The organism is Saccharothrix hoggarensis, from assembly GCF_052936025.1.
Window position 1 is genome coordinate 164,035 of record NZ_CP193624.1, and the last position, 25,527, is coordinate 189,561.

The following is a 25,527-nucleotide window of genomic DNA, read 5'->3' on the forward strand; positions in this document are numbered from 1 at the left end:
GCGAGCCCTCCGGGCCAACGCGCGCCGCCGCGAGGCCGCGTCGGTCGTTCGCGCCTCATTTCGTGGCGATCACGCTTTTCGATCGTCACGAAATCAGTCGCGAGCGGCCGACTTCCAGGCGGCCGAGCCCGCCGTCTGCGGAGCAGCGGCCATCAAACCCAGCACCAGCTTCCCGAACACCTCGCCGCCCTCCAGCGCGCGGTGGGCGTCGGCGGCCCGTTCGATCGGCAGCACGTCGTGCACGACCGGCTTCACGCGCCCGTCGGCGATCATCGGCCACAGGTGTTCCCGCACCTCGGCGACGATCCGCCCCTTGCCGTGCGGCCCGTCCACCGGCCGCGACCGCAGCCCCGTCCCGGTCACGCTCGCCCGCTTGGCCAGCAGCTTGCCGATGTTCAGCTCGCCCTTCACCCCGCCCTGGAGGCCGATCACGACCAGCCGCCCGTCCGGCGCGAGCACGTCCACGTTGCGGCCGAGGTAGGCCGCGCCCATGTTGTCCAGCACCACGTCCGCCCGCCCGACCTCGGCGACGAAGTCCTGCTCGCGGTAGTTCACCAGCACGTCCGCGCCGAGTTCGGCGCAGCGCGCCAACCGGTCGGCCGACCCCGCCGTCACGGCGACCCGCGCGCCGAGCGCCTTGGCGACCTGGATCGCGTGCGTGCCGATGCCGCCCGCGCCGCCGTGCACGAGGAACGTCTCCCCGCTCTTCAGACCCGCCAGCATCACGACGTTCGACCACACCGTGCACGCCACCTCGGGCAGCGACGCGGCCGTCACCAGGTCGACGCCGTCGGGCACCGGCAGCACCTGCGCGGCCGGCACGACGACCCGCTCCGCGTACCCGCCGCCCGCGAGCAGCGCGCACACCTCGTCACCGACCCGCAGGCCGGTGACGTCCGCGCCCACGGCGGCGACCGTGCCCGAGCACTCCAGGCCCAACACGTCCGACGCGCCCTTCGGCGGCGGGTAGTGGCCCTGCCGCTGGAGCAGGTCGGCCCGGTTCACCGCGGTCGCGGCCACGTCGAGCAGCACCTCGCCCGGTCCCGGTTCGGGGTCGGGGACCTCCGCCCACTCCAGCACGTCGGGTCCGCCGGGTTCACGAATGGTGATCGCGCGCATGGTCCGACCGTAATCCGGTCGCCAGGCGCGTGCTTGATCGCCACCATCGACGGATGGACCACTGGCCGTTGCGGAACCTGGTGCTGCGCACCCCGCGCCTCGAACTGCGCCCCGACGACGACGAGGGCCTGGCCGAACTCGCGGACCTGGCGCTCGACGGCGTCCACCCGCCCGACCGGATGCCGTTCGGCGTGGACTGGACCGACGCGCCGCGCGACCGGCTCGGCGTCAACACCCTGCAGTTCCACTGGGGCCAGCGGGCGGCGCTGTCGCCGCAGCGGTGGACCGTCAACTTCCTGGTGCGCCGCGACGGCCGCGTGATCGGCACGCAGGGGCTCGGCGCGGTGGACTTCCCGGTCCTGCGCGAGGTCTCCAGCGGGTCGTGGCTCGGGTTGCGCCACCAGGGTGGCGGACTGGGCACGGAGATGCGGGCCGCCGTGGTCATGTTCGCCTTCGACCACCTCGGCGCGGTGGCGGCGCGGTCGAGCGCGTTCAACGACAACCTCGCGTCGCACGCCGTGAGCCGCAAGCTCGGCTACCGGCCGGACGGCACGTTCCGGCAGGTCCGGCGGGGTGAGCCGGCCGAGCAGACGCGGCTGCTGGTGACCCCGGAGTGGTTCCGCCGACCCGACTGGACGCTCGAGGTGAGCGGTGTCACAGCCTGCTTGCCCATGCTCACAGGCCGAGAACCCGCCGACTGACGGATTGCGCTCGCCCCCGGGACTTGTGAGGGTTCGGCATCCGAGTGAAGGGGAAACTCGACCATGTCAGCTAGAACCGGGATCCGACGCGCGGCGATCCTCGCAGCGTCCGCATCCCTCGCGCTGGTCGCCGTTCCGGCCGTCAACGTCGCCTCCGCGGCGACCCTCGACGGCCCGAAACTGGCCAGGAACCTGACCAAGAACGTCACCCTGGAAGGGGTCAACCGCCACCTCATTGCCTTCCAGCGCATCGCCGACCGCAACAACGGCAACCGCGCCGCGGGCACGTCCGGCTACGACGCCAGCGTCGACTACGTCGCGGGCAAGCTGCGCGACGCCGGCTTCGAGGTGTCGACGCCGACGTTCACCTACCCGGTGCAGATCACCGACGCGGCGAGCGCGAAGGTCGGCACGACCACGTACGAGAACATCCCGCTGGAGTTCTCGCCGCAGACGCCCGTCGGCGGCGTCACCGGCCCGCTGCGCGTCGTCCCCGAGGACGCGACGCCGGGCTGCGAGGAGTCCGACTTCGCCGGGCAGGACTTCACCGGTGGGATCGCCCTGATCCGCCGCGGCGCGTGCACGTTCGACGTGAAGCACCGCAACGCGGCCGCCGCGGGCGCCGTCGCCGTGATCATCTCGAACAACCGCGAGGGCAAGCTGGAGGGCGTCACGCTCGGCTCGCCGGGCGTCGTCCCGACCGGCGGCGTGACCCAGGCGGACGGCACCGCGCTCGCCCAGCTCGGCGGCCAGGCCGTCACCGTGGACCTGCGCTACCACGTCGAAGAGCGCCCCTCGCGCAACGTCATCGCGCAGACCAGGACCGGTCGCACGAACAACGTCGTGATGGCGGGCGCCCACCTCGACAGCGTCGAGAACGGCGCGGGCATCAACGACAACGGCACCGGCTCGGCCGGCCTGCTGGAGACCGCGCTGAAGCTCGGCAGCTCGCCGAAGGTCAACAACGCGGTGCGGTTCGCCTGGTGGGGCGCCGAGGAGCTGGGCCTGGTCGGGTCGACCAAGTACGTGCAGGGGCTCACGTTCGAGCAGCAGCTCGACATCGCGATGTACCTGAACTTCGACATGATCGGCTCGCCGAACGCGGCGTACTTCGTCTACGACGGCGACGACTCCGACAAGGTCGACGCGGGCCCCGGCCCGTACGGCTCGGCCCAGATCGAGCAGGCGTTCGTCGAGTACCTGACGGTCGAGAAGGGCGTCCAGACCGAGGGCACCGACTTCTCCGGCCGCTCGGACTACGGCGAGTTCATCGCGCAGGGCATCCCCGCCGGTGGTCTGTTCACCGGCGCCGAGGGCATCAAGACCGAGGCCCAGGCGGCGAAGTGGGGCGGTACGGCGGGCGTCGCCTACGACCCCAACTACCACGGTCCCGGTGACACCCTGGGCAACATCGACCGGCTCGCCCTCGACCGCAACTCCGACGCGCTGGCGTGGGTGACCGCGTCGTACGCGGTGAGCACGGAGAGCGTGAACGGCGTCCCGTCGCGCGTCCAGCGCGCCGAGGCGCGTGCGGCGTCCCGCTCGCTGCACGTGGCGGAGCACCACACGCACGCCGAAGCGGCGTAACCGCGGCTGTTCCCGACCGGGGCCGGTCTCCTCACGGGGACCGGCCCCGGCCACGTCTCCACCCCTCGGCCGGTTAACGGGACGGCATCGTTTTGCCTCGTTCCGAGGATTCGTCGGTTACGTTTCCCCGCCACCATTCCGGCCCCAGGGGAAAAGATCATGAATTTGTCGGCGCGCCGTGCTGCGCGAAGATCCCTCGCCCTCGTCGCGGCTTTCGCGCTCACGGCGACGCTGTCGGCCACGGCGGTCGCCCAGGACGACCCCGAGGCCGTCGAGACCACCGGGACCACGGCGGTCACCACCACCGAGCAGGCTCCGGTGACCACGACCGAGGCCGCGCCCGTCGACGCGCAGCCGGTCGAGTCGTCCTCGGCGTCCTCCTCCTCGACGTCGTCGTCCGCCCCGGCCGCCGGGGAGGTCCGCCTGGACGTCTCGGCCACCGTCGAGCCCGGGCCGTACCTGGTGGGCACGCCGATCCCGGTCGAGGTGACCATCGCCAACACCGGCGCCGACGACGTCCCCGCGGTCAAGGCGGGGCAGTACACGCAGTCCGGCTCCGACTTCTACGTGCAGTCCTCCGAGTGGGGCGTGCTGTCCACGTGGCGCGGCGCCGGGGTCGACCTGGCGGCCGGCGACGAGCTCGTCGTCACCGTCCACGGCGTGGTGCAGCGCTGGAGCGGCTCCGTTCCGATGGCGTTGTTCTACGTCCAGGTGGCCACGGGGTGGGTGGACAGCTTCCTCCTGTCGATCCCGGTCCAGGACCCGCGCGCGGCGCTCGACACGTTCGCCGGTGTGGTCTACGGCGACCGCAACGCCAACGGGGCGCCGGACGCCGGTGAAGGGCTCGCGGGCGTCCAGGTGAAGCTGTCCGACTCCGGCACCGAGCTCGTCGCCGTGACCGACGGCGCGGGCCGCTTCCGCCTCGCGGACGTGCCGGCGCAGGTCTACCGGCTGGAGTTCGGCAACGTGCCGGACGGCTGGGTGATGGAGGGCGCGTACCGCGACATCACGGTGGACGGTCGCGGCTCCGCCTCGGACGTCGCGCTGAGGGGCGACCGCCCCATGACCGACCGGCTGTCCGCGGCCATGCGGTTCACGAAGGACGTCTACAACGTCGGCGACACGGCCGAGATCGAGGTGACGCTGACCAACCTCGGCGCCACGGACCTCACCGGCATCACGGCGGGCTGCGACCGCAGCGGCGGCGAGGGCCCGGAGCTGCGCGACGTCAACGTGGGCGACCTGGCGTGGGACGGGTCCGGCGTGACGGTGCCCGCCGGCGGGTCCACCACCGTCAAGATCACCGGCACCATCTCGGAGGAGGCCGCCGAGTACGGCGCGGTCGGCTACGGCTGCGACTTCGGCACCGGCGACGGCCCCGAGGGCCGCCCGAGCGCCCACGCCTTCGCGAGGGTTCCCGGTGAGCCCGGGGACGTGCGCATCCTCTTCTACCACGACCGCGACGGCGACCGGACCCGTGACGCCGACGAGCTGATCCCGGACCTGGCGGTCGGCCTGGAAGACGCGGTCACCGGCGTCCTCGTGGCCAAGGGCCGTACGGACGCGGAAGGGCGCGTGGCCTTCCCGAACATGCCCGCCGGCCCGTACGAGGTGCACGTCTACGGCCCGTGGCAGTTCGAGTTCGACGGTCCGCACGTCCTGTTCGCGGGCACCTGCCGCAACTGCCAGTCGGAGAGCTGGATGACGCTCGTGCCGGGCCCCGTCGTCCCCGACGAGACCGTGCCCCCGGCCGCACCCGGCGCACCGGCCGCCCCGCCGGCCGCCGGTTCACCCGCCGCCACCAACGGCGGTGGGCTCGCGGACACCGGCGCCGGCGTCCTGGGCCTGATCGCCCTCGGCGTCCTGGCCCTGGCGGGCGGTTTCGGAGCCCTCCTGGTGAGCCGCAGGCGCTCGGCCTGACGTGAGCGCGACGGGCGGTCCTCCACCGGGAGGGCCGTCCGTTCGCGTCCCCGCCGTCACGGACCCGCCGTCACGGACCCGCCGTCACGGACCCGCCGTCACGGGCCGGCCGTCACCACCGCCGGCGGACCGCCGCCTTCACGCCGGTCACCAGGCTCGCCGGCGGCACGTCGTCCGCCACGACCGCCCCGGCGGCGATCACGGCGTCACGCCCGATGGTGACGCCGGGCAGGATCGTGGCGCCCGCGCCGATCCACACGTTCTCCGCGACGTCGATGGGCCCACCGCTCAGCCACCCCCGCCGTTCCTCGGGGTCGACCGGGTGGCCGACCGTGATGAACGTGGCCTTCGGCCCGACCATCACGCGCTCGCCGAGCCGGATGCCGGCGTAGTCGAGGAACGTGCAGTTCTGGTTGATGAAAACGCGTTCCGCGAGGTCCAGGTTGAGCCCGTGGTCGGTGTAGAAGGGCGGGTAGATCGTGACCCGTTCCGGCAGCGGCCGGCCGAGGATCTGCTCGAACAGCGCCGCCTTGCCCGCTTCGTCGTCGAAGGGCAGGACGTTGAGGCGGGACGTCAGTTCGGTGACCCGCAGGACCCGCTCGGACATGGCCCGGAACTCGTCGCCGTGGACGCGCATGAGCCGGTCACCGGCCAAGTTCTCCTCCTCCGCTGTACGGTCGGCTCCGCCCGCCCGCCCCTCGGCGGCCAACGCGTCCCGCACCCAGTCGAAGAAAGTGGGGAGCCGGCTGTCGAGGCTGTAGCAGTCCCGCGCGGTGCCGAGCGCCAGTCCCGTCGCCCAGCCGAAGATGTCACGGCCTCGACCCGACACCCGACGGATGCGCGCACCGGCGCGTGCGCACCGACCGACCCCTCACGAAGCGAGCCCTGACCGACGTTCCCGCCGGTCAGGGCTGCTCGAAGCGGAAGCGGAGGGATTTGAACCCCCGGACGGTTGCCCGTCTCCCGCTTTCAAGGTGTCGGCAGCGACTGGCAGACCAGTTCACCGACGGTCTTCTCGCCGGTCACAGCTAGCACGCGAACTGTCATGACCTACCGCGAACGATCGTGAATGAGACTCCAGATGAGACTGAGTCAGTCCTATGTGGAGCGTCGCTCGTAGATCCAGCAGGTCAGGCATGAGTAGTTGATGCCAACTCAAGCCGTCCATCAGGATGACGAGTCCATGATGTCCCGGCCAAGTCGCGAAATGTCAGTTTTACGCCGTTGTCCGCGATCGACTGACCACACGCTTTTGCCATTTCCAGGGCAGTTCCGCCACTCACGCCGAAGAACGCTGGCTCATGCCCGGATTCGAGTAGCTTTTCGCGATTATGAACCGCACCCAGATTTTTCGAGACTTCTTCTCCAATCTTATCGCGCAAGCCCTCATAGCCGGGTGCGACTACCCCCGTGTTCGGCATGCTGTTGGGCAGGAGATGCGCGATCGGATCGAAGAGGAATACCCCTTCGATAATGTAATCGCGGCTGTCAGATAATCTGATCGGCTGTGGAATACTTGATTTGTAGCATACCTCGGCACGCACATCCCAGATGGGTGCGTTGCTGCTGTTGTAGATCGAGACCAGCCCGTTTTCGTCGGCGATGGCCCATATATTTTCTGCCTGCTTTCGTCGGTCTTGCTCCTGTCTTTCTTTGTCCGAATTTTCGAGGCGCGTCAGTTGTTCTGCTTGATACCTATTGGTCATGACGGTAGCCCATGCGGCCACTGACGCCACGATAAAAGCAATAACGGCCACAATGAACGTGCCAACGTCGGTCCACTTCGGTTCTTCGGCAGCGACAGCGATTAGGCTAGTCGAGATGTTACTCATAGAACTCCCGTCGATGACGCAGTGGACTAACAGGCTATCAGTGTGGATAGCTGACGATACATCTAGCGCTGCGCGGTCGAGCACATCGCGCAGGAAGTGGGCCAAGTCGGCCACTCGCCGAACGGACGCAACGGTGGAGTAGGCGAACATGTCTACACTGCTCGACCGAACTCGGCGTAGATCGTTCTACCAAATTTGACGGCCTCGACTGCAAGACGGAGTCTGCGGAAAAGTGATGGATGAATTCTGGGTTGCGCATCATCGAGTGCAAGAAAGATAAAACCCTGCAGCTCGTCATCGTGAGAACGGAGCACCGAAATTTGCTCGACCGCTAGTACGCCTCCGTCAAAGACGAACTGATGGCTGTCTCGCCATACCCCGTTGCGTGGCACCCAGTCGACTACCAGCAATGCGCCCAGTTGCAGAGTGAGACCAATCTCTTCCTGAATCTCTCGATGGCACGCCGCCTTCGGAGACTCGTTAGCGTCGGCGATGCCGCCAGGGATATCCAGCACGGGCTTGTAACGTGGTTTTACGAAAAGGATGCGTCCTCGTTCGTCCCTGATCAGGGCACCACCCGCCGATCCTTTCGCCGGGATACGACTCGCAATGCCGGGGTTAAATTCTACTTCTGGGGGACCTTCGAGTACCACGTCGGCATCGAATGTCTCGACGTCAACACAGGTGCTTGGCTTCGGATCGGTCTGCAAAATATGCCTCATTCTCGCAGCATGTCGCGTACGCGCGTTATGAATGACTCAATGGGTTGGGCATGGCTGTGCTCGGTCAGATCGCGACGCAGATCGCGAATGACCTTAATCGACCGCTTGGAATTCAAGCCACTAGCGGTCTCGACCGCGGTTAACGCGAACGCTCCGGCCTGGTCTGCGTCACCTTCCAACATTGCGAGTTTTGCAAGTTGTGCCGCGCTGTAGACGATTCGGCGGGCCTGTCCGTCGGCGCTTTGAGATGCGCGTTCAAGGTGTGGACGTGCGTGTTCAGCGTTGCCGAGATCGAGCCAGGCATCACCTGCGAACGCGGCAAACAATGTCTCGCCCCAATGAGATGCCCACTCGGGACCAGAGTTCGGGTCGCCTTGTAGTGCGAATGCTTTCTCGGCATCGAGGAGCGCACGTGTGGTGGAAACTTCGTCGCCAAGGAGTGCGTATGCGCGGGCCGCGTGCATCGCGGCTTCCACCTGTACGGCGGCTACGTGGGTTCCCGTGTAGTTCTGGCGCGCAGTTTCGGCTAGCCGGAGCGCTTGCTGTGGGCGCGCCAAGTAAATTGCTTGATGGCTCATGGTGGTGAGTACGTATGATCCATACGCTGGCGAGTTGGCCTCTTTGGCCAGGCGCAGTGCCTGTATGAAATATCGCTGCGCCAACGCGTGGCGGTCACTGTCGTAGGCCATGTATCCAATGACCTCACACAACACGGCGGCAGCGTGGAATAGGTCGCGACCAACACTGTCGTCAAAGGTGCCGTTAAGTCGTGGTGTAACGTGATCGTGCAAATATTTGATCGCGAGATTGCGGCTTTGATCGCCACCAATCGTTCTGTCCATCTTGTCGAACATTGAGGTCGTAGCGACGATCTCTTGCACGTCACGATCAACTACGCGAACAGAGTTTGCTCGGTGGTCTCTGACGGGGGCCGTAAAGAGCCAGTCTAGACACGCGGCATAAATCGCTTCTTCGGAGAAGTGTCCATTCACCACTCCGGGGTGGCGCTGTATGTCAAATTCGACGAGGTTGCTGACGGTTGTCAGTGTTTGGGCCAATGAGGGCGAGTACACGAGGCCAATGTCAGATCGGGCCTGTGCCCGTGCTACAGGTATGCTCAATTCGTCGGCCGTCTTGCCGTAAAGCTCACACAGTAAATCACGGTAGGGTGGCTGTGGTGCGTTCCGTCCATGCTCCCATTCGCGGAAATAGCGGATTAGGCTTTCGCGTGTCGCTGTAACCGGGAGGCCGCGGCGATGCGCCAATCGTTCGAGTTCATCGGCAGCGCGAGGCCTGGTCCAGCCTTTTCGTTCTCGTTCCTCGCGTAGTTGGTTCACCAGGTTCCCTCTTCCGGTCACATCCTCGTGGTGCGATCGTTCAGTCCGTTTGGCGTTCAGTCAACAGTCGTATCCCTCCCGTATCCCCTGAGCTCCCCCTCTCTCCCTGCTGTACCCCGCGACCTCCCTGTTCGTGTTCAGCTCCGAACGGTTTCATTAGGGCGGGCAATGAAGCAGGAATGGAGAAAATCATGAGTCGTAAGACGGCGCAGGTATTTCCCGGCATTGGGGACGGTGGCGGCAACGGTGGCCGTTTGGTTCGGTGGCTTGTGGCACTCGCTGTCGTGGGGTTCGTGCTCCGTGACCCAGTCGCCGCCGCGGAAGCGGTGCAGGATGTGTGGTCTTGGTGCGGTCACGCGCTCGATGCCTTGTCTGCCTTCGGGTCGGCGGTCAGCGAGTAGCGGATGGGTCAACGGCATGCACGGACTCGAGGGCCGCCAAGCGCTCACGAATGGCCGCCAGATCCTTGTGAAGCTGGCGAACCTGGTCCACCAGAGGCTTGCTGTCGAAGTCGTCGGCTACTCGCTCAAGGACGAAGCTGCCGAGCCCTGGAACGGTCTTGACGTATCCCTCAGACGCCAGAAGTGCCAAGGCCCGCTGAGTCGTCGCGATCGTCGTGCCGGCTGTTTTCGCCAGGTCGCGCACGGACGGCAACTTGTCGCCGGGTGACAGCACCTGATGGTCAATGTCCCTGATGATCGAGCGCGCCAACGTTTGGTAGGGGTGCCCGACCTCGTCTGAAAGCGGCATCTTCCCAGGATACCGACTGTTACAGGTCGTTCTAGATCACCCGATCGGAGCATGGACGCCCAGTGATGCACGTGCCTAGGGTTGTTCTAGAACGACGCAGTACGACCTAGAACGGAGTGCAATGAAGGCCACGAAGAACTACCCGGATGGTCTGACCCCCGCGGCGTTGGCGTTGCTGGACGAACAGGTGTCGGTGGAGATCGCGTCGGCCGCGCCGACGTCGGCCCTGTTGGACGGTTCGGCGCGGGAGCGCCGGAACCGTCGGATCGCGGCCCGTGCGTTGCGGGGGATCACGCCGCGGTACGGCGTCTCGGTGGCGCAGGCGGAGTTGGAGGGGGAGTCGCGGCCGGTGGTCGTGGCGGCGGCGCTTCCGGCGCCGGTGTTCGGTGTGTCGAAGGGGAAGGGCCGTAAGGCGCGTCGCAACGCCGCGCGCCGGTCCGCGGCTCGTGCCGCGTCGATGTCGGGTCGGGTGGCGTGATGAGCCGGAACCTGGCGGGGTTGGCGGCGGTGACGGCGGTGGTGTTGGCCGAGCACGGCGAATCGTTGGACGTGTGCGGGGTGGACGTGCGGGCGTATCCGCAACCCACCACCGGGGCCGATGTGTCCATGCAGGTCGCGTCGCGTAGGGACTGGGCGGCCGATCTGGCGGGGGTGGCTCGCGCCGCGGTTGCCCTGGGGTTCGACTTCGTCCGGTTCTTTCCCGAGGACGGCTACGTCCGGGTGGTGACGGTCGGCGAGGTTTCCACGTCGGCGGGCACCGCGCGGGTGGAGGTGTGGGACCACCTGAACGGTGCCGACGTCGGCCGCGCCGAGCGGGTGCTGGACGTGGACCTGGGTGCGGGCGTCGACCCGGTGTTCGTGGCCGTGTCGGACGTGACGCGCCGGCTCGCCGTGATGGCCGTGGGGCGGGTGGCGTGATGCAGCTCGACACGATGGCGACGGCGGTGACGTTCGCGGTGACGCTGCCCGCGTTGCTGGTGGCGCACAACGTTGCCGACCACTGGGTGCAGAGCGACGCGCAGGCCGCGCACAAGGGACTGCGGTCGCGGGCGGGTCGGGTGGCGTGTCTGCGGCACGTGGTGTCGTACACGCTGGTGACGGCGGGGACGGTCGCGGTGTTGTGGTGGCTGCTGGACCTGCCGATCACCGGGCTCGGGTTCGTCGTCGGTCAGCTGGTGTCGGCGGTCACGCACTACTGGGCGGACCGGCGCCACACCCTGGCCCGTCTCGCCACGCTGATCGGTCACCGCGGGTTCTACGCGCTCGGCGCGCCGCGTCCCGACCACGACGACAACCCCTCACTGGGCACCGGGGCGTACGCGCTGGACCAGTCGTGGCACTGGTTGTGGCTGGGTGTCGCGTCGCTGCTGACGGCGGTGCTGCGGTGACGGCCGCGCGGTTCGCGGCGCGGGCCGCCCGGTACACGGCGGCGGTGCTCGCGTTGGCGGAGCACTTCGCGACGTGCGGGTCGGTGCCGCGCACCGGTCCCGACGCCGTGGACTGGTGGCTGGAGCTGGCCGACCTGTGGGGGGACGTGGCCCTGTACGCCGACGACCCGTTCGTCAACGACCGCGCCCACCAGGCCGCCGAGAACGCCGAACGCCACGCCGCCGAGATCACCGACACCACCACCAGCGCCGCCGACGGCATCGCGCCGGCCGCCTGACCAGAAAGGACTGCTCGCCATGAAGTTCAAGTTCGACCCCGACTGCGTCAAGTGCGGCGGCACCGGCCGCTACGACGACTGGACCGAGACCACCGACGGCATGTGGTTCTCCGTGGACACGACCTGCGGGTGCCAGATCCCGGACCCCGCCAACACCGCCAAGAAGAACCGGAACGGGAAGTGAGCGCCATGAAGGACAACAACGCCGCCATCACCACCGACGTCCTGCTGTTCGCCCCCGACACCGCCGGGCAGTGGCACGTGCTGCTGATCGAGCGCGGCCACGACCCGTTCGCGGGCCGGTGGGCGCTGCCCGGCGGCTACGTCGACCCGCACGAGACGTTCGCCGCCGCCGCGGTGCGCGAGCTGCACGAGGAGACCGGCGTGGCGTTCGAGGAGTGGAACCTGGACCGGGTCGGCGTCTACGACACCCCCGGCCGCGACCCGCGCGGCCGTGTCGTGTCCGTGGCGTTCGCGGCGGTGCTGGACCACATGCCCGTCGCCGTCGGTGGCGACGACGCCCGCCAGGCCCGCTGGTGGCCGGTCACCGACGTGCTGTCGACGGACTTCGGGCCGCTGGCGTTCGACCACGACCAGGCCCTCGCCGACGCCGTGGACCTGTACATGCAGGCCGGCATCACCCTCGCGCACTGACTTCGCCCGGACCGGCGGCCTGATCCCGCCAAGAACCGCGCCGCCGGTCCGGTCCACCCCAACACCGCACCCGAGGGGTGCGGGTCAGGAGAGCTGAAGCATGTCGAGCACGACGACGGCGCACAAGTCGGTGGTGGAACCCGCCGCCCGCGCCCGTTACGAGTCCACCCACCCCGGCCGGTCCTGGGACGACGCCCCGGCCTACCTGCGCGACCGCGTCCGCCTGGTCGAGCGGCAGCGGACGGGGGTCGCCGACGATGAGTGACCTTCTGCCGACCGTACCCGCCCCGCTGCTGCTGTTGCTCGCCGCGCTGGCCGTGGTCCCGGTGATCGTGCTGTGGAAGCTGCTGGCCACCGCCGGGCTGATCGGCCTGACCCAGTGGGCCGTGATCACCCAGACCGAAGACCCGACCGCCGTGATGGTGGTGGTCGGCGTGCCCGCCCTCGTGCTGGTGAGTCTGCTGCGCCGCACCGCCCACCGCTCCACTCGTTCCCCGCTGTCACGTCCCCCGCTGTACCTGCGCCGACTGGAGGTGACCCGATGAGCACGACGGCCCTTCCGCTGCCCGGCCCCGACGAGTCCGACCCGTTCGCCGCCACCGTCGCCGAGCTGGAGCGCTACGTCGCCGCCGCCGCGCCCGCCGTCGCCCACGACGAACACCAGTCCGACGAGGAGCACCGTGACGTGTCCGCGGTGCGTGTGGCGCCGGTCGTCGCGGACACGCGGCGGGTGGCGCGGTTGTCCGCCGAGGTCGCGGAGGCGCACCGGCTGCTGGAGTTGCAGGGCGACACCGCGCCGCTGCTGGTGGACACCGCGCGGGTGCGCAAGGCGCTCAAACGGTCCCGTGAGGCCGCCCGCCTGCACGCCCTCGGGCAGAACCCGATGGCGCGGGCGTGGCAGGCCGCGCGGGTGCGCCTGGTGCTCACCGTCGTGGCCCTGGTGGCGCTGATCGGCGCGTTGGCGTGGTCCACCACCGGCGTGCACCACACCCTCACCATCGGCGTCCCCCGGTTCAGCGCGGCGTGGTGGGGCGCGTGGGCGGTGGAGCCGTTCGTGTCCGCGGTGCTGCTGGTCGTGGTCGGCGCGAAGGCGTTCCTGACCACCCGCGGGCACATCCTGCGCCACCCGCACCTCACCGCGGTCGAGTTCGGCGCGCTGGCGGTCACGCTGACACTCAACGTCTGGCCCTACCTGCCCGGTGTGGTCGACGGCTTCCGGCCGATGGCGCTGCTCGCCCACGCGATCGGCCCCCTGGTCGCGGTCGGCGCGGTCACCGTCATGCCGATCATCTGGGCCGGGTTCGCCGACCTCGACCACACCGCCCCCACCCGCCCCGACACCCCGACGGCGGCGACCGACACCGCGCCGGTCCGACCGGCGTCGGCGAGCCCCGCCGGCACCCCGACCGGCCCGGTTCCGGTGGACGTCGCCGACACCGCCGACACCCCGATCGTTCAGGCACAACTGTCCGCGCGGGCCGCCGAACTGCTGCCCCGACTGCGGGCCGCCATCGCGGCCGGCGACCTGCCGCCCACCGCATCGGCCAGCGCCATCCGCGCGCACCTGCGCTGCGGCAGCGAGTACGCCCGCGAACTGCGCAACGCCGTCACCGACCCCGCCCGACCGGCCCGACCCGAAACGAGGTGACCCGATGACCACCACCGCCCACGACCACGACGAGCACCAGGCCGACGACGCGGGCCGGGAGCACACCAACGTGGTGCACCTGCCGGTGCGCCACGCCGACGCCGTGCGCGCCGACACCGGACCGGCCGCGGCCGACGCCGTCCCGACGGCGCCGGGTAGCGGGGTGGAGAGGGACGCCGCCATCGCGGGGCAGTTGCTCACGCCGGAGGAGTCCGCGGCGCTGGACCGTCGCATCGCGGAGCAGACGGTACGGGCGCGGGCGGGGGAGTTGGTGCGCGTGGTGCGCGCCAACCCGACGGCGGGCAAGGCCGCCAAGGGTGTGCGGGTCGCGGCGCGTGCGGGCTGGACGGTGGCGCAGGGCCACCTGTCGTGGACCCGCCGCGCGGTGCAGGCCCTGACCTACGGGCACGTGCGCGAACAGATCCGCCTCGCCCAGGTCGCCGGGGACTCCGTCGCCCTGGCGGAGTGGACCGACCGGCTCGACGCGTTGAAGAACGGGCGCGCGGAGCGGATGCGCGCCCTGCCCGGCACCCTGTGGGCCGGTCTGAAGGCGTTGATGTTCGCGGTCACGGTCCTGGCCGGTGTGCTGCTGATCTGCGGCGTGGTCATCCAGCTCACCCCCGGCGGGTGGGACTGGGCGAGCTGGTGGGCCATGCTGGGCGACGTCGCCGGGGTGGTCGGCGTGCTGGCCACGATCGCGGTGCAACTGCTGGTGTGGGGCGCGGCCCCGGCGCTGCTGGTCGCGGCGTGGAGGGAAGGGCGCCGGTCGGCGATGGTGCCGCGCTGGCTGGTCTCCGAGACCGAACGCGCCGAGATGGACTCCGAGATCACCCCGGACCTGATCACCAGGGCGCTCGCGCACGTCAAGGTCACCGCCCTGACGACGTTTCTGAAGCAGGGCGGGCAACTGGAGTACCTGGTCCAGCCGCGCGAGCAGGGCGGCGGCACCTACACCCAGATCAAACTCCCGATGGGTGTGGTCGCGGCGGACCTGTTGCCCTCGGGCAAGGTCGAGCTGCTGGCCGGGAACCTCAGCCGGCACAAGCACGAGGTGTGGCCCCAGCGCGACCCGAAGGCCGACGCCCGCGTGCTGGACCTGTGGGTGGCCGACAAGGGCACGATGGACCGCCCCGCGCCGGCGTGGCCGCTGCTGGAGGACGGCGAGTTCGACGTGTTCCGCGACCGGCTGCCGTTCGGCGTGACGATGCGCCAGGAACAGATCGGCGTGGGCATGCTCCAGAAGCACTGGCTGATCGGTGCCACGTCCAAGCAGGGCAAGTCCACCGTGATGCGGCTGATCGCGTTGGGTTTGGCCCTGGACCCCACGGTGGAACTGCTGGTCGCCGACCTCAAAGGCGACGGCGACTGGAAGATGTTCGCCCGCCGCGCCACCCAGTACATCGAGGGCTCCACCGACGAACACGCCGGCCGGACCTGCGACATGCTGGAGTGGGCGGTGGCGGAGATGGAACGCCGCTACCAGGCCAAATCCGATCAGGGTGTCGTCGGCCCGATCTCGCGCGAGCTGTCCCGGCGCAAGGGGTCCGGCTTCCACCCGATCTACGTGTTCGTGGACGAGTGCCAGGTGCTCTACGGCGCGCCCCACCCCATCGGCGGGACCAAGGACGACTCCCGCGCGGTCAAGGCCGCCAAGCGTCTGCACGACCAGGCCCGCGCGGTCAACATCCACCTGTTGCAGGCCACCCAACGCCCCGACGACCGGACGTTGCCCGTCCGCGTCCGCGAAGGCGCGCACGTCCGCTGCGCCCTCAACGTCCCCAACGAGAACACCGCCAAGATGATCCTCGCCGACGCCGTCGACCGCGGCGCACGACCGCAGGACCTTCGCCCCGGCGCGGACGCGGGAACCGTCGTGGCCACCGGCGAAGTCGAGGACATCCCCGCCGGTCAGGCGTTCGTCATCACCCGCACCCACTACGTGTCCACAAAGGACGCCTATCGGGTCGTCGACCGCGCCATGTCCATCCTCGCCCGCTACGGCCGCACCGTCGAACCCGCCACCGACACCACCGAACCCGCCGCCCCCGTCGACCACCTGGCCGACATCGAACACGCCATGCGCGACGAACCCCGCACCCGCACCACCGTGGTCCTGGCCCGCCTGATCGAGGACAACCCGGCCGTCTACGAGACCTGGAACGCCGAACGCCTCGCGGAGGAACTGCGCCGCTGGGAGATCCCCGTCGTCAAGAGCAGCAACAAGGTCATCAAAGCCGAAGACGTCCAGAACGCCATCACTCGCCGTGACAACGGCGAGTTGCCCGCCGGGAACGACGACACCACCGAGTAACCCTCAAAACCCGGCGCGGACCCTACGGGACACCCCACGGGACCCAGCCCCGCCCACGGGACTTGTCCCGCAGGGGGTCCCGTACCCGAGTCCCACGCACTACCAGCGTGAACACCCCGCGCGGGACTCTGGGACCGCACCTCCGACACCAGCGGAAACCCTCTCCACGGCCGCGTCCGGCCACTCCGCACCGGGTCCCACACCGCGTCTCGCACCACCGCGCCGGCACCACGCACCACCGCCCGCGCGTCACCCCCGCACACCCACACACCGTCACACACAGTCACGAAAGAGGTCTTGTCATGGGCAAGCCCGTCGCGCACATCGGCACCCGCTCGTGGTGGAACGGCCGGATCGCCACCCTGTGCGGCCGCACCATCCCCGACGGCGACCGCGTCTGGTTCCCGACCCTGTCCGGCTACACCGTCTGCCCCGCCTGCAAAGCCGCCCAGCGCGGCCGATGACAGCCCACATGCGACACACCACCGGCCGAAAACCCCACCACGGCAAGGGGACGTGACATGTGCAGAGCAGGCGGACGCCGCTGCGACGGCAGCCGACACACCAGCCGAGCCACCCAGACCACCCGCAAACAGGTCTCCCGCGCCCGAAAAGCCCTACAGCAGGCCAAAGCCAGCGGAGACCAGGACGCCATCGACGCCGCGCGACAGCGACTCGCCGACGCCCGCGCCGCACACCAGGAAGCCAAAAACACCATGCACCACAACGAAACCCCAGACCAGACGGGGGACGTGACCCCGCCCGCCGACGAACCCGCCCCGTCGCCCCGTGTCACCGCGTTCATCGACATGCTGCAAGGCCTCGACGCCCGCCCCGGCCGCCGGCCGGCCGGCGCGGGCGCTCCCGACCGCAACCACCCCGCCGTGCGCTTCGGCCTCGTCCCACCGCCAACCGCCACCGCAGGTCGACACAGGGACGTGACCCCGGCCGCCGACGAGCCGACCCGCACCGCACGCGACGACGACGCACCCCGACCCCGCACCGACCACCGGCACGAGCACACCGGGCACGACGACCGGCCGCGTGACACCGCCGCCGCGCCGACGGACTTCACCATCGTCAACACCAACGTGGCCGCGCCGGGCGCCCACGTCGGCAGCCAACACGACGTCCTCGGCGACCCGGCCGGGGTGGACGCACAGGACGTCGCCGACCGCATCCGACACGCGGCCGAACGCGTGCAGCGCGCCACCAGCCAGGCCAAGCACGAGGGCCGACAGCCGAGCGGGCCGCGCACCACCCACAACGTCGCGTCCGGCAACGACCACATCGACCAACAGGTCGGCTTCCGGTTCGGCGACGTCCACCACCACAACGACTAGCGCCCACAGGGCCGGTCGCGCCGGGGACGTGACCAACCACCGTCCCCGGCGCGCCCACCACCCCCACCAACCACCACCTCTCTTTCTCTGGAGTTGAAAGCAAACCCGCAAACCCGCAGGGGACGTGGTGGAAGGTGCTTGACCTGCGTGAATCGTGGGCGGGTTTGGGTGCGGGTTTGGCGGACGCGGCGGGTTTGAAAGCCGCGTCAAACCCGCCGCACCGCACCACGACGACGCGGCCCTACTAGCCCTCGCGCGGGGCTAGTAGGGCATGTCGTCCCCGTTCCGGGGCTCACCACACGCCCCCGTCACCTGGTGTTCGTCCGTGGCTCGTCGCCGCGGCTGATCGGAGAGGACCGTCGTCATGACCACAACCCGGCCCACCGCCGCCGACGTGGCGCTGTGGGTGGCCGACCGGCACGCCTGGCACGTGCTGCCGTTGCACCCCGGCACCAAACGCCCGCTGGCCGGCTGCCCGGACTGCCGGGGCGGCGGCGGCCACACCGCCGCGCAGTGTCCGTGCCTGGCCCGCGGGGACGGCGCGCTGTGCCACGGCGTGTGGGCCGCCACCGCCGACACCACGGTGATCTGCCGCTGGGCGGCGCGCTGGCGCACGACGGTGTGGGCGGTCCACCTCGGCGTGTCCGAGCTGCTGGCGATCGATCTCGACGCGCACGGCGGCACCCCGCCCGCCCAGCCACTCAACGGCGTGCCGTGGCCTGAGGGCAACGTGCCGCCGGCGGACGGGATCGACACCTTCGCCACGCTGGCCAGCCTGCGCGGCCGGGCGTTCGACCTGGACACCCTGGCCACCCAGACCCCCTCGGGTGGGCTGCACCTGATCTACACCGCCGAGCCGGGCCGGTGGAAGTCCACCAGCGGCCGTGTCCGCGACGGTGAGGACGTCGTGACGAGCGGGCTGGGCTGGCAGATCGACATCAAGGCCTACGGCGGCTACGTCGTGCTGCCCGGCTCCACCACCCCCGTCGGCACCTACCGGCGCGCCTCCACCACCCTCACCCCGGCCACGCTGCCCGACTGGCTCGCCGACGACCTCGTGCGCACGGGCCACGACCGCCACGCCACCCCGACACCGATCCGGCCCACACCGGCGCCGGTGACGGTCACCGCCCGAGGCGGGGACCGCCACGCCCGTTACGCCGTCGCCGCGCTGCGGTCCGCGTGCGCCGAACTCGCCGCCATGCCGCCCGACTCCGGGCGCAACCGCAAGCTGTTCCGCTCCACCAGCCGCCTGGCCGGGATGGCCGCGGCCGGGTGGATCGACCGGGCGCAGGTGGAGACCGCGCTCGCCGACGCCGCCCGCGCCGCCGGGCTGCCCGCCGGGGAGATCCGCTACGCCCTCGCCTCCGGGTTCGCCCGACCCCGCACGCCCACCGAACACCCCGCCGCATGACCACCACCGGACGCGCCCACCGCGCCGCCGAAGGGAGGACCGTCGCATGACCACCGCCGCCGAACCCGCCGACGTCACCGACACCGACGTCGACGCCGTCGACCCGGACGTCACCGCCGACGGAACCGTTCCCGCCGACCGGCCGCCCATCCGCATCGGCGGGGAAGCCGAGACCATCCGCACCCTCACCACCGCCGTGGCCGCCGGCACGTTGCCCGACGTGTTCGTCGCCGGAGGGCAGCTCGTGCACCTGTCGCGCGTCTCCGGCCCCGCCGTCGCCGACCACGCCACCGGGCAGCCGTCGACCCTGCCCGTGCAGGCCGACCCGCTCACCGCCTCCGCCCTGGCGTTCCTGCTGGCCCACCACACCTACGTCCACAGGCTGAAGAAGGACCGGGAGACAGGCGAGTGGACGGAAGTGGAGGCCAGCCCCACGAAGACCGCGCTGTCGGCGGTGCTGTCCTCCCGCTACTGGCCCGGCGTCCGGCCCCTCAACGGCGTCGTCGGCTCACCGGTGCTGCGCCCGGACGGAACGCTCATCCAGACCGCCGGCTACGACCCCGCCACCGGCCTCTACTACGCCCCCACGGCGCCCATGCCGCCCGTTCCGACCCACCCCACCACACAGGAGGTCGCCGACGCCAAGACCTTCCTGCTCGACCGGCTGCTGTGCGACTTCCCGTTCGTCGCGCCCGCCGACCGCGCCAACCACCTGGCGCTACTGCTGGCCCCGATCCTGCGGCCCTACCTCGGCTGCCTCACCCCGTTCGGCCTGATCTCCGCCACCACCCAGTCCAGCGGCAAAACCCTGCTCGCCGAAATCCCCGGCTACATCTACGGCTGCAAAAACCTCGTCTGGCGCAAAGGCGACGACAGCGAGTTGGAAAAGTCCATCACCAGCGCCCTGCACAGCTCCTCACCGATCATGCTGTGGGACAACATCGCCGAGGGAACCATCGTGTCCTCCGCCGTGCTCGCCCAACTGCTCACCTCACCACAATGGTCCGCCCGGATGCTCGGCTCCTCCGGCGCGGGATTCACCGCCACCAACAACCGGTTGTGGCTGGCCACCGGCAACAACATCCGACTTGGCGGAGACATGGCCACCCGCACCGTTCTTGTCCGACTCGACCCCAACGACCCGCACCCCGACCAACGCGACCAGGCCGCCTTCGGCATCCCCCACCTCGACAACTGGCTCAAAAACCCCACCAACCGCGTCACCGTGCTCCGACACCTCCTGATCCTCGTCATGGACTGGATCAACGCCGGGGCACCCCGATCCGGTCACACCATGCGTCAATTCACCACCTGGGCGGGAGCGTCCGGCGGACTGCTCGCCCACCACGGCATCGACGGATTCCTCGACAACCTCACCGAAATGCGCGAAGCCGACGACGAAGACGCCGAATGGGTCGCCTTCCTCGCCCGCTGGCACGAACTCAACCACGACCGCCGCATCACCAGCCGACAACTACGCCAACAAGCCGAAATCGACATCGTCAACAACCAACCTGTCGACCACTGGGAAGGAGCGTTCCTCACCGACGACCAAGGACGAACCCCCTCCACCAAATCCATCGGCCGCATCCTCACCGGCCACATCGGCCGCTGGCACGGCGACTACGTCATCCGCTCCGCAATGGACACCCACGCCAAAGCCCGCGTCTTCTGGGTCGAAACCCGCACCACCGACCACGTCGACCAGGCCGAACCCGACCAGACACCGGCCGAGCAAGCCGACCTCTGGCAATAGCCCAACCGGCCCACCCAACCCCACCGACCCCGCCCACGCGGGTTTGACCGACCCACCCGCGGCTTTGAGGCGGGTTTGGCCAGCACGCAAACCCGCTCCCCATCACCGCAGGTCACAGCCCTTACGAGGGCTGCATGGCGGGTTTGCGGGTTTGACACCCCGCACCCCGCACCTACAAGCCGAAGCTCGCGTCGCCGACGCCAAGCCACAGGACAACCCAGGGGTGATGCCGCATGCCCGAAATCCCGCTCAACCATCAGTCGCGCTGCTGGGCTGAGACACCGACTCCACTCAACGTCTCACCGGAGGTGGAAGCATGACTACGAAGAACACCGCCGCGATTCTCGCCTTGGTGGCGCAGTTGACGACGCTGCTTGCCGAAGATCAGGCGAGACCACAGGACGTTTCGAGCACCGAGCCGAAGGCCGCGCCGACACGGTCGAACCGTGTTCTTCTCACGGCTGAGGAAGCGGCGGAAAGGTTGGGAGTGGGCCGCACGACGATGTATCGACTCATCGGTTCTGGCGAAATCGAGTCGGTGCAGATCGGCCGCCTACGGCGAATTCCCGTCACGGCGGTGGACGCCTACGCGCGGAAGCTCCTGCAAAACACGGACGCAGCTTAAAGGAAGGCGCAGTATGCCCCGCACGAAGACAACGCGCCAACCGAACGGCACGTCGAGCGTCTACTACGGTAAGGACGGTTACTGGCACGGCCGTGTCACGGTCGGAACAAAAGACGACGGGACGCCGGATCGCCGTCATGTCATGCGCAAGAACGAGGCGGAGGTTCGCGACAAGGTTCGTGAACTGGAGAACCAGCGGGACAACGGCGAGATTCGCCAGGCTGGCGCGAAGCGTTGGCGAGTGAGCGAGTGGTTGACCCACTGGGTCGAGAACATCGCCGCGCCGAGCGTCCGCTACAAGACACTTGAAGGCTATCGGACTGCCGTCTACAAACACGTGGTTCCGGCCCTCGGACAGCGATGGATGGACCAGACCGAAGCCGAGCACATCGAGAAGCTGTACGCGAAGATGCTGCGAAGCGGCGACTTTAAGCCCGGAACAGTGCACCAGGTGCACCGCACAGCAAGAACGGCCTGGAGAGAAGCGAAGAAGCGCAAGGTGATCCGGGACAACCCGTTCGATCTCGTGAAAGCTCCGCGACTCGAAGAGGAGGAGATCGAGCCGTTCGAGCCCGAGGAAGTTCAAGCACTCATGACGGCGGCACTCGCCAGGCGCAACGGAGTCAGGTTCATCCTGGCGCTGTCGCTGGGCACGAGGAAGGGGGAGTCGCTGGGGTTCCGGTGGTCGCGGCTCAACACCACGACCAAAGTTCTGCGAGTCAGCAAGCAACGGCAACGGCAGACGTACGAGCACGGCTGCGCTGACCCAGCGGCCTGCGTAGCCAACCGCCACAAGACGAAGCCGTGCCCGGTCTCGTGCAAGAAGCACAAGACCTGTCCGCCACCCTGCCCGGCCGGCTGCGTGAAGCATGCGCGGTACTGCCCGGAGCGCATCGGGGGAGTGCTCGAAGTCGAAGTGAAGTCGAGCAAGGGACGGCGCGGAATCCGGCTGCCCGACCAGCTATTCGAGCTGCTAATGAGCCACAAGGAGACGCAAGACAAGGAGAGGGAAGCCGCTGGCGACCTGTGGCACGGCGACGACTGGATGTTCACCCAACCCAACGGCAAGCCACTGGACCCGCGGGCCGACCACGACGAATGGAAGCGGCTCCTCGCGGGCGCCGGTGTGCGGGACGCCCGGCTGCACGACGCGCGGCACACCGCGGCGACGGTTCTCTTGCTGTTGGGGGTACCGCAACGGGCGGTGATGGACTTCATGGGCTGGTCGAACACCAAGGTCGCCGAACGGTACATGCACGTCACCGCCGCGATGCGCGACGACATCGCGCATCGGCTGAGCGGGTTCTTGTGGACCCGCGAATGAGACTGTGAATGAGACTGGACGGGACAAGGGCGGCTCACCGACTCGTGAGCCGCCCTTGTTTTTGCTGGTCAACCTGCGGAAGCGGAGGGATTTGAACCCCCGGACGGTTGCCCGTCTCCCGCTTTCAAGGCGGGTGCATTCGGCCGCTCTGCCACGCTTCCCGGCGCGCCGGAGCAGATTACCCGTCCAGCCCCCGCAGGTGGGTGATGACCCGGTCGAAGACCTTGGCCACGACCTCCTGCTCGTCACGCGTCAGCAGGTCGATCATGTGCTCCCGCACGCCCTCGACGTGGGTCGGCGCCGAGCGCTCCAGCAACGCCATGCCCTCGTCGGTCAGCTCCGCGAACACGCCGCGCCCGTCCTCCGGGCACTCACGCCGCCGCAGCAGCCCTTCCCGCTCCATCCGCGCCACCTGGTGCGACACCCGGCTCTTGGACGACGCCACCTCGTCCGCCAACTGCGACATCCGCATCCGCCGCCCGCGCTGCTCGGACAACCGCACGAGCACCTCGTAGTCGGCCAGCGACACCCCGTGCCCGTCTTGCAGCTCGCGGTGCAGTCGGTCGGCGAGCATGGACGCACCGACCACGTAGTTGCGCCAGGCGCGCATCTCCCCATCGTCGAGCCAACGCGGCTCCTGCTCAGTCACCCCACCAGGCTATGCCGCACATCTCCGTTAACGGACGATCCACGTGCATGTCTGGTGCCGGTCGCATCCGGAAGGCAAACTCCTGCGCCGTACCGCGTCCCTCCTACCGGGGGCGCCGCAGGGAGGAACCCACCCCATGACCTCGTTCAGACGCACCGCGCAGCGCTCCGCCGCGCTCGCGGTGACCGCGGCGGCAGCGCTGGCGGTCACGCTCGTGCAGAACCCCGCCTCCGCCGACGACAAGCCGGCCCGCACGCTCGACGTCCGCCTGATCGGCATCAACGACCTGCACGGCAACATCGAGCCGCCGTCCGGTTCCTCGGGCCGCGTCACGCTGTCCGACGGCACCCAGGTCGAGGCGGGCGGCGCGGCGTTCAACGCCACGCACATCAGGAACCTCCAGGCCCAGGTGAAGAACTCGGTCATCGTCGGCCAGGGCGACCTGATCGGCGCGTCGCCGATCGTCTCCGCGCTGTTCCACGACGAGCCGACGATCGAGGTCCTGAACCACGTCGGCATGGACACGACGGCGGCGGGCAACCACGAGTTCGACGAGGGCTACCAGGAGCTGCTGCGGATGCAGCGCGGCGGCTGCCACCCGACGGACGGCTGCCAGTTCCGCGAGACGTACGAGGGCGCGGACTTCCCGATCCTCGGCGCCAACGTGACGCTCGCCGCGAACGGCCGGCCCGCGCTGCCGCCGTTCTGGGTGGAGTTCCGCGACGGCATGCCGATCGGCTTCATCGGCATGCCGCTGAAGGACGTGCCGATCCTGGTCGACCCGAACGGGATCAAGGAGCTCCAGTTCGGCGACGAGGTCGCGGCCGCCAACCGGTACGCGGACATGCTGAACTGGCTGGGCGTGAAGTCGATCGTCCTGCTGATCCACCAGGGCGACAACACCGCGGGCGGCGGCCCGGACGAGTGCCGCACCGTCGCGGGCGGCCCCGGCCGCCGGATCGCCGAGCAGGTCAGCCCGAAGATCGACGCGGTGTTCTCCGGCCACAGCCACCAGCACTACAACTGCACGGTCACCGACCCGGCGGGCAACCCGCGCCCGTTCATCGAGGGCCTGGCGTTCGGCCGGGAGCTGTCCGTCGTCGACCTCAAGATCGACCGCCGCACGCGTGACGTGGTCCGGTCCGCCACCGTGGCCCGCAACCACGTGGTGACGCGCGACGTCGCGCCGGACCCCGAGGTGCAGTCGATCATCGACCTGGCGAAGTCGAAGTCGGGCCCGATCGCGAACCGCAAGATCGGCACGATCGCGCAGGACATCGTGCGGGCGCAGAACCCGGCGGGCGAGTCGCCGCTCGGCTACCTCATCGCCGACTCGCAGCTCGCCGCCACCGAGGACAACGGCGCGGTCCTCGCGCTGATGAACCCCGGCGGCGTGCGCGCCGACCTGGCCTACGCCTCCTCCCCGGCGGGCGAGGGCGACGGCGTGGTGACCTACGGCGAGGCGTTCACCGTGCAGCCGTTCGGCAACATCCTCCAGACGGTGACCCTGACCGGCGCGCAGATCAAGGCGGCGCTGGAGCAGCAGTGGCAGATCGTCAACGGCGCGCAGCGGCAGATCATCCTGCAGCCGTCGAAGGGCCTGTCCTACAAGTGGTCGGCGTCCGCGCCGATCGGCTCGAAGGTGTCGGACGTCGTCCTGAACGGCGCGCCGCTGGACCCGGCCGCGAGCTACCGCGTCACGATCAACAGCTTCCTGCAGGGCGGCGGTGACGGCTTCAGCGTCTTCACCGGCGGCACCGACATCACCGGTGGCGGCATCGACCTGGACGGCTTCACCGCCTACCTGGCCGCGAACCCGAACACGGTCCCGCCGGCGCTCGGGCGCATCGCCACCACCCCGTGAGGCAGTCCGCGAGGCTCACCCCGTGACGGGCGAGGTGGGCGGGCTCTCCCGGCCCGCCCACCGCGCCCGCGCGGCATCCGCTCACGTCACGTCACCTTCCCGGGTGACGGGGCCACCGAGCCGGATGAATCGCATTTCACCAGTTCAGGGACTTCTGCTCCGGTTGTGCATCGCGCCGATCAGGCGCATGCTCGAAGCAGGACCTGCCACCGGCGGAACCCGAGCTGACCCGCCGGCGGCACGCCCGGAAGGGGTAGGTGGTGCGGTGCAGGTAAGTCCTCGCGGTGACGATCCGCGTTCGTCGA

Annotated in this window: 27 protein-coding genes and 1 tRNA gene; 20 read left to right on the plus strand and 8 right to left on the minus strand. The window is 69.4% G+C overall.

Annotation, left to right across the window (positions count from 1 at the left end):
* Window positions 1-93 precede the first annotated feature (93 nt).
* Window positions 94-1,119 carry an NAD(P)H-quinone oxidoreductase gene (locus ACRAKH_RS00835; protein ID WP_380722943.1) on the minus strand — a complete coding sequence of 342 codons (1,026 nt, stop codon included), beginning with the start codon at window positions 1,117-1,119 and terminating at the stop codon, window positions 94-96.
* Between the two features lie 53 nt (window positions 1,120-1,172).
* Between ACRAKH_RS00835 and ACRAKH_RS00840 the strand changes: the two genes are divergently transcribed.
* The 3 genes from ACRAKH_RS00840 to ACRAKH_RS00850 all read left to right on the plus strand — a co-directional run bounded on the left by ACRAKH_RS00840 (window position 1,173) and on the right by ACRAKH_RS00850 (window position 5,327).
* A complete protein-coding gene (locus ACRAKH_RS00840; RefSeq protein ID WP_380722945.1) occupies window positions 1,173-1,820 on the plus strand; it encodes a GNAT family N-acetyltransferase in 648 nt (215 codons plus the stop codon).
* A gap of 63 nt (window positions 1,821-1,883) precedes the next feature.
* On the plus strand, window positions 1,884-3,407 hold the full coding sequence (locus tag ACRAKH_RS00845; protein WP_380722947.1) for a M28 family metallopeptidase: 1,524 nt from the start codon (window positions 1,884-1,886) through the stop codon (window positions 3,405-3,407).
* A 159-nt stretch (window positions 3,408-3,566) separates the two neighbouring features.
* The gene (locus ACRAKH_RS00850) at window positions 3,567-5,327 is read left to right on the plus strand and encodes a hypothetical protein (RefSeq protein WP_380722949.1); all 1,761 of its coding nucleotides are present in this window, start codon (window positions 3,567-3,569) and stop codon (window positions 5,325-5,327) included.
* A gap of 112 nt (window positions 5,328-5,439) precedes the next feature.
* On the opposite strand, the gene ACRAKH_RS00855 is transcribed toward ACRAKH_RS00850, so the two are convergent.
* The 5 genes from ACRAKH_RS00855 to ACRAKH_RS00875 all read right to left on the minus strand — a co-directional run bounded on the left by ACRAKH_RS00855 (window position 5,440) and on the right by ACRAKH_RS00875 (window position 9,968).
* A complete protein-coding gene (locus ACRAKH_RS00855) occupies window positions 5,440-6,156 on the minus strand; it encodes a DapH/DapD/GlmU-related protein (RefSeq protein ID WP_380722951.1) in 717 nt (238 codons plus the stop codon).
* Between the two features lie 301 nt (window positions 6,157-6,457).
* On the minus strand, window positions 6,458-7,309 hold the full coding sequence (locus tag ACRAKH_RS00860; RefSeq protein ID WP_380722952.1) for a hypothetical protein: 852 nt from the start codon (window positions 7,307-7,309) through the stop codon (window positions 6,458-6,460).
* Window positions 7,310-7,311: 2 nt separating this feature from the next.
* Window positions 7,312-7,881 (minus strand): NUDIX domain-containing protein, encoded by a 570-nt coding sequence (locus tag ACRAKH_RS00865; RefSeq protein ID WP_380722953.1) that lies wholly within the window; start codon window positions 7,879-7,881, stop codon window positions 7,312-7,314.
* Complete coding sequence (locus ACRAKH_RS00870; RefSeq protein WP_380722954.1) at window positions 7,878-8,954, minus strand: hypothetical protein; 1,077 nt, start codon at window positions 8,952-8,954, stop codon at window positions 7,878-7,880. Before ACRAKH_RS00870 ends, ACRAKH_RS00865 begins: the two co-directional genes overlap by 4 nt.
* A gap of 654 nt (window positions 8,955-9,608) precedes the next feature.
* Window positions 9,609-9,968: a GntR family transcriptional regulator gene (locus tag ACRAKH_RS00875; RefSeq protein ID WP_380722955.1), complete on the minus strand. Its 360-nt coding sequence runs from the start codon at window positions 9,966-9,968 to the stop codon at window positions 9,609-9,611.
* 121 nt (window positions 9,969-10,089) lie between these two features.
* Between ACRAKH_RS00875 and ACRAKH_RS00880 the strand changes: the two genes are divergently transcribed.
* The 16 genes from ACRAKH_RS00880 to ACRAKH_RS00955 all read left to right on the plus strand — a co-directional run bounded on the left by ACRAKH_RS00880 (window position 10,090) and on the right by ACRAKH_RS00955 (window position 22,709).
* Window positions 10,090-10,446 (plus strand): hypothetical protein, encoded by a 357-nt coding sequence (locus ACRAKH_RS00880; RefSeq protein WP_447009561.1) that lies wholly within the window; start codon window positions 10,090-10,092, stop codon window positions 10,444-10,446.
* The gene (locus tag ACRAKH_RS00885; protein WP_447009562.1) at window positions 10,446-10,886 is read left to right on the plus strand and encodes a hypothetical protein; all 441 of its coding nucleotides are present in this window, start codon (window positions 10,446-10,448) and stop codon (window positions 10,884-10,886) included. The genes ACRAKH_RS00880 and ACRAKH_RS00885 overlap by 1 nt, the downstream gene beginning before the upstream one ends.
* Window positions 10,886-11,356, plus strand: a complete 471-nt coding sequence (locus tag ACRAKH_RS00890) for a DUF3307 domain-containing protein (protein ID WP_447009563.1) — start codon at window positions 10,886-10,888, stop codon at window positions 11,354-11,356. Before ACRAKH_RS00885 ends, ACRAKH_RS00890 begins: the two co-directional genes overlap by 1 nt.
* Window positions 11,353-11,634, plus strand: coding sequence for a hypothetical protein (locus tag ACRAKH_RS00895; protein WP_380730615.1), 282 nt, complete (start codon window positions 11,353-11,355; stop codon window positions 11,632-11,634). Before ACRAKH_RS00890 ends, ACRAKH_RS00895 begins: the two co-directional genes overlap by 4 nt.
* Window positions 11,635-11,653: 19 nt before the next feature.
* Window positions 11,654-11,818 carry a hypothetical protein gene (locus ACRAKH_RS00900; RefSeq protein WP_380730613.1) on the plus strand — a complete coding sequence of 55 codons (165 nt, stop codon included), beginning with the start codon at window positions 11,654-11,656 and terminating at the stop codon, window positions 11,816-11,818.
* 5 nt (window positions 11,819-11,823) lie between these two features.
* Window positions 11,824-12,288 (plus strand): NUDIX domain-containing protein, encoded by a 465-nt coding sequence (locus ACRAKH_RS00905; protein ID WP_447009997.1) that lies wholly within the window; start codon window positions 11,824-11,826, stop codon window positions 12,286-12,288.
* A gap of 100 nt (window positions 12,289-12,388) precedes the next feature.
* Window positions 12,389-12,553 carry a hypothetical protein gene (locus tag ACRAKH_RS00910; protein ID WP_380730853.1) on the plus strand — a complete coding sequence of 55 codons (165 nt, stop codon included), beginning with the start codon at window positions 12,389-12,391 and terminating at the stop codon, window positions 12,551-12,553.
* Window positions 12,546-12,833: a hypothetical protein gene (locus ACRAKH_RS00915; protein ID WP_380730855.1), complete on the plus strand. Its 288-nt coding sequence runs from the start codon at window positions 12,546-12,548 to the stop codon at window positions 12,831-12,833. The genes ACRAKH_RS00910 and ACRAKH_RS00915 overlap by 8 nt, the downstream gene beginning before the upstream one ends.
* Window positions 12,830-13,936, plus strand: a complete 1,107-nt coding sequence (locus ACRAKH_RS00920; protein WP_447009564.1) for a hypothetical protein — start codon at window positions 12,830-12,832, stop codon at window positions 13,934-13,936. The genes ACRAKH_RS00915 and ACRAKH_RS00920 overlap by 4 nt, the downstream gene beginning before the upstream one ends.
* 4 nt (window positions 13,937-13,940) lie before the next feature.
* Entirely contained in the window at window positions 13,941-16,247 is a 2,307-nt protein-coding gene (locus ACRAKH_RS00925; protein ID WP_447009565.1) for a hypothetical protein, read from the plus strand.
* 302 nt (window positions 16,248-16,549) lie between these two features.
* The gene (locus ACRAKH_RS00930; RefSeq protein ID WP_380726570.1) at window positions 16,550-16,711 is read left to right on the plus strand and encodes a hypothetical protein; all 162 of its coding nucleotides are present in this window, start codon (window positions 16,550-16,552) and stop codon (window positions 16,709-16,711) included.
* A gap of 252 nt (window positions 16,712-16,963) precedes the next feature.
* The gene (locus ACRAKH_RS00935; protein ID WP_447009566.1) at window positions 16,964-17,590 is read left to right on the plus strand and encodes a hypothetical protein; all 627 of its coding nucleotides are present in this window, start codon (window positions 16,964-16,966) and stop codon (window positions 17,588-17,590) included.
* A 364-nt stretch (window positions 17,591-17,954) separates the two neighbouring features.
* A complete protein-coding gene (locus tag ACRAKH_RS00940) occupies window positions 17,955-19,004 on the plus strand; it encodes a bifunctional DNA primase/polymerase (protein ID WP_380726575.1) in 1,050 nt (349 codons plus the stop codon).
* A 46-nt stretch (window positions 19,005-19,050) separates the two neighbouring features.
* A complete protein-coding gene (locus tag ACRAKH_RS00945; RefSeq protein WP_380726577.1) occupies window positions 19,051-20,760 on the plus strand; it encodes a hypothetical protein in 1,710 nt (569 codons plus the stop codon).
* Window positions 20,761-21,076: 316 nt separating this feature from the next.
* The gene (locus tag ACRAKH_RS00950) at window positions 21,077-21,385 is read left to right on the plus strand and encodes a helix-turn-helix domain-containing protein (protein WP_380726579.1); all 309 of its coding nucleotides are present in this window, start codon (window positions 21,077-21,079) and stop codon (window positions 21,383-21,385) included.
* A 13-nt stretch (window positions 21,386-21,398) separates the two neighbouring features.
* Window positions 21,399-22,709 carry a tyrosine-type recombinase/integrase gene (locus tag ACRAKH_RS00955; protein WP_380726581.1) on the plus strand — a complete coding sequence of 437 codons (1,311 nt, stop codon included), beginning with the start codon at window positions 21,399-21,401 and terminating at the stop codon, window positions 22,707-22,709.
* Between the two features lie 76 nt (window positions 22,710-22,785).
* On the opposite strand, the gene ACRAKH_RS00960 is transcribed toward ACRAKH_RS00955, so the two are convergent.
* Window positions 22,786-22,870, minus strand: a tRNA-Ser gene (locus ACRAKH_RS00960).
* Window positions 22,871-22,887: 17 nt separating this feature from the next.
* The gene (locus tag ACRAKH_RS00965) at window positions 22,888-23,358 is read right to left on the minus strand and encodes a MarR family winged helix-turn-helix transcriptional regulator (RefSeq protein ID WP_380726583.1); all 471 of its coding nucleotides are present in this window, start codon (window positions 23,356-23,358) and stop codon (window positions 22,888-22,890) included.
* A 136-nt stretch (window positions 23,359-23,494) separates the two neighbouring features.
* On the opposite strand from ACRAKH_RS00965, the gene ACRAKH_RS00970 reads away from it, so the two are divergent.
* Window positions 23,495-25,222 carry a bifunctional metallophosphatase/5'-nucleotidase gene (locus tag ACRAKH_RS00970; RefSeq protein ID WP_380726585.1) on the plus strand — a complete coding sequence of 576 codons (1,728 nt, stop codon included), beginning with the start codon at window positions 23,495-23,497 and terminating at the stop codon, window positions 25,220-25,222.
* The last annotated feature ends 305 nt before the right edge of the window (window positions 25,223-25,527 follow it).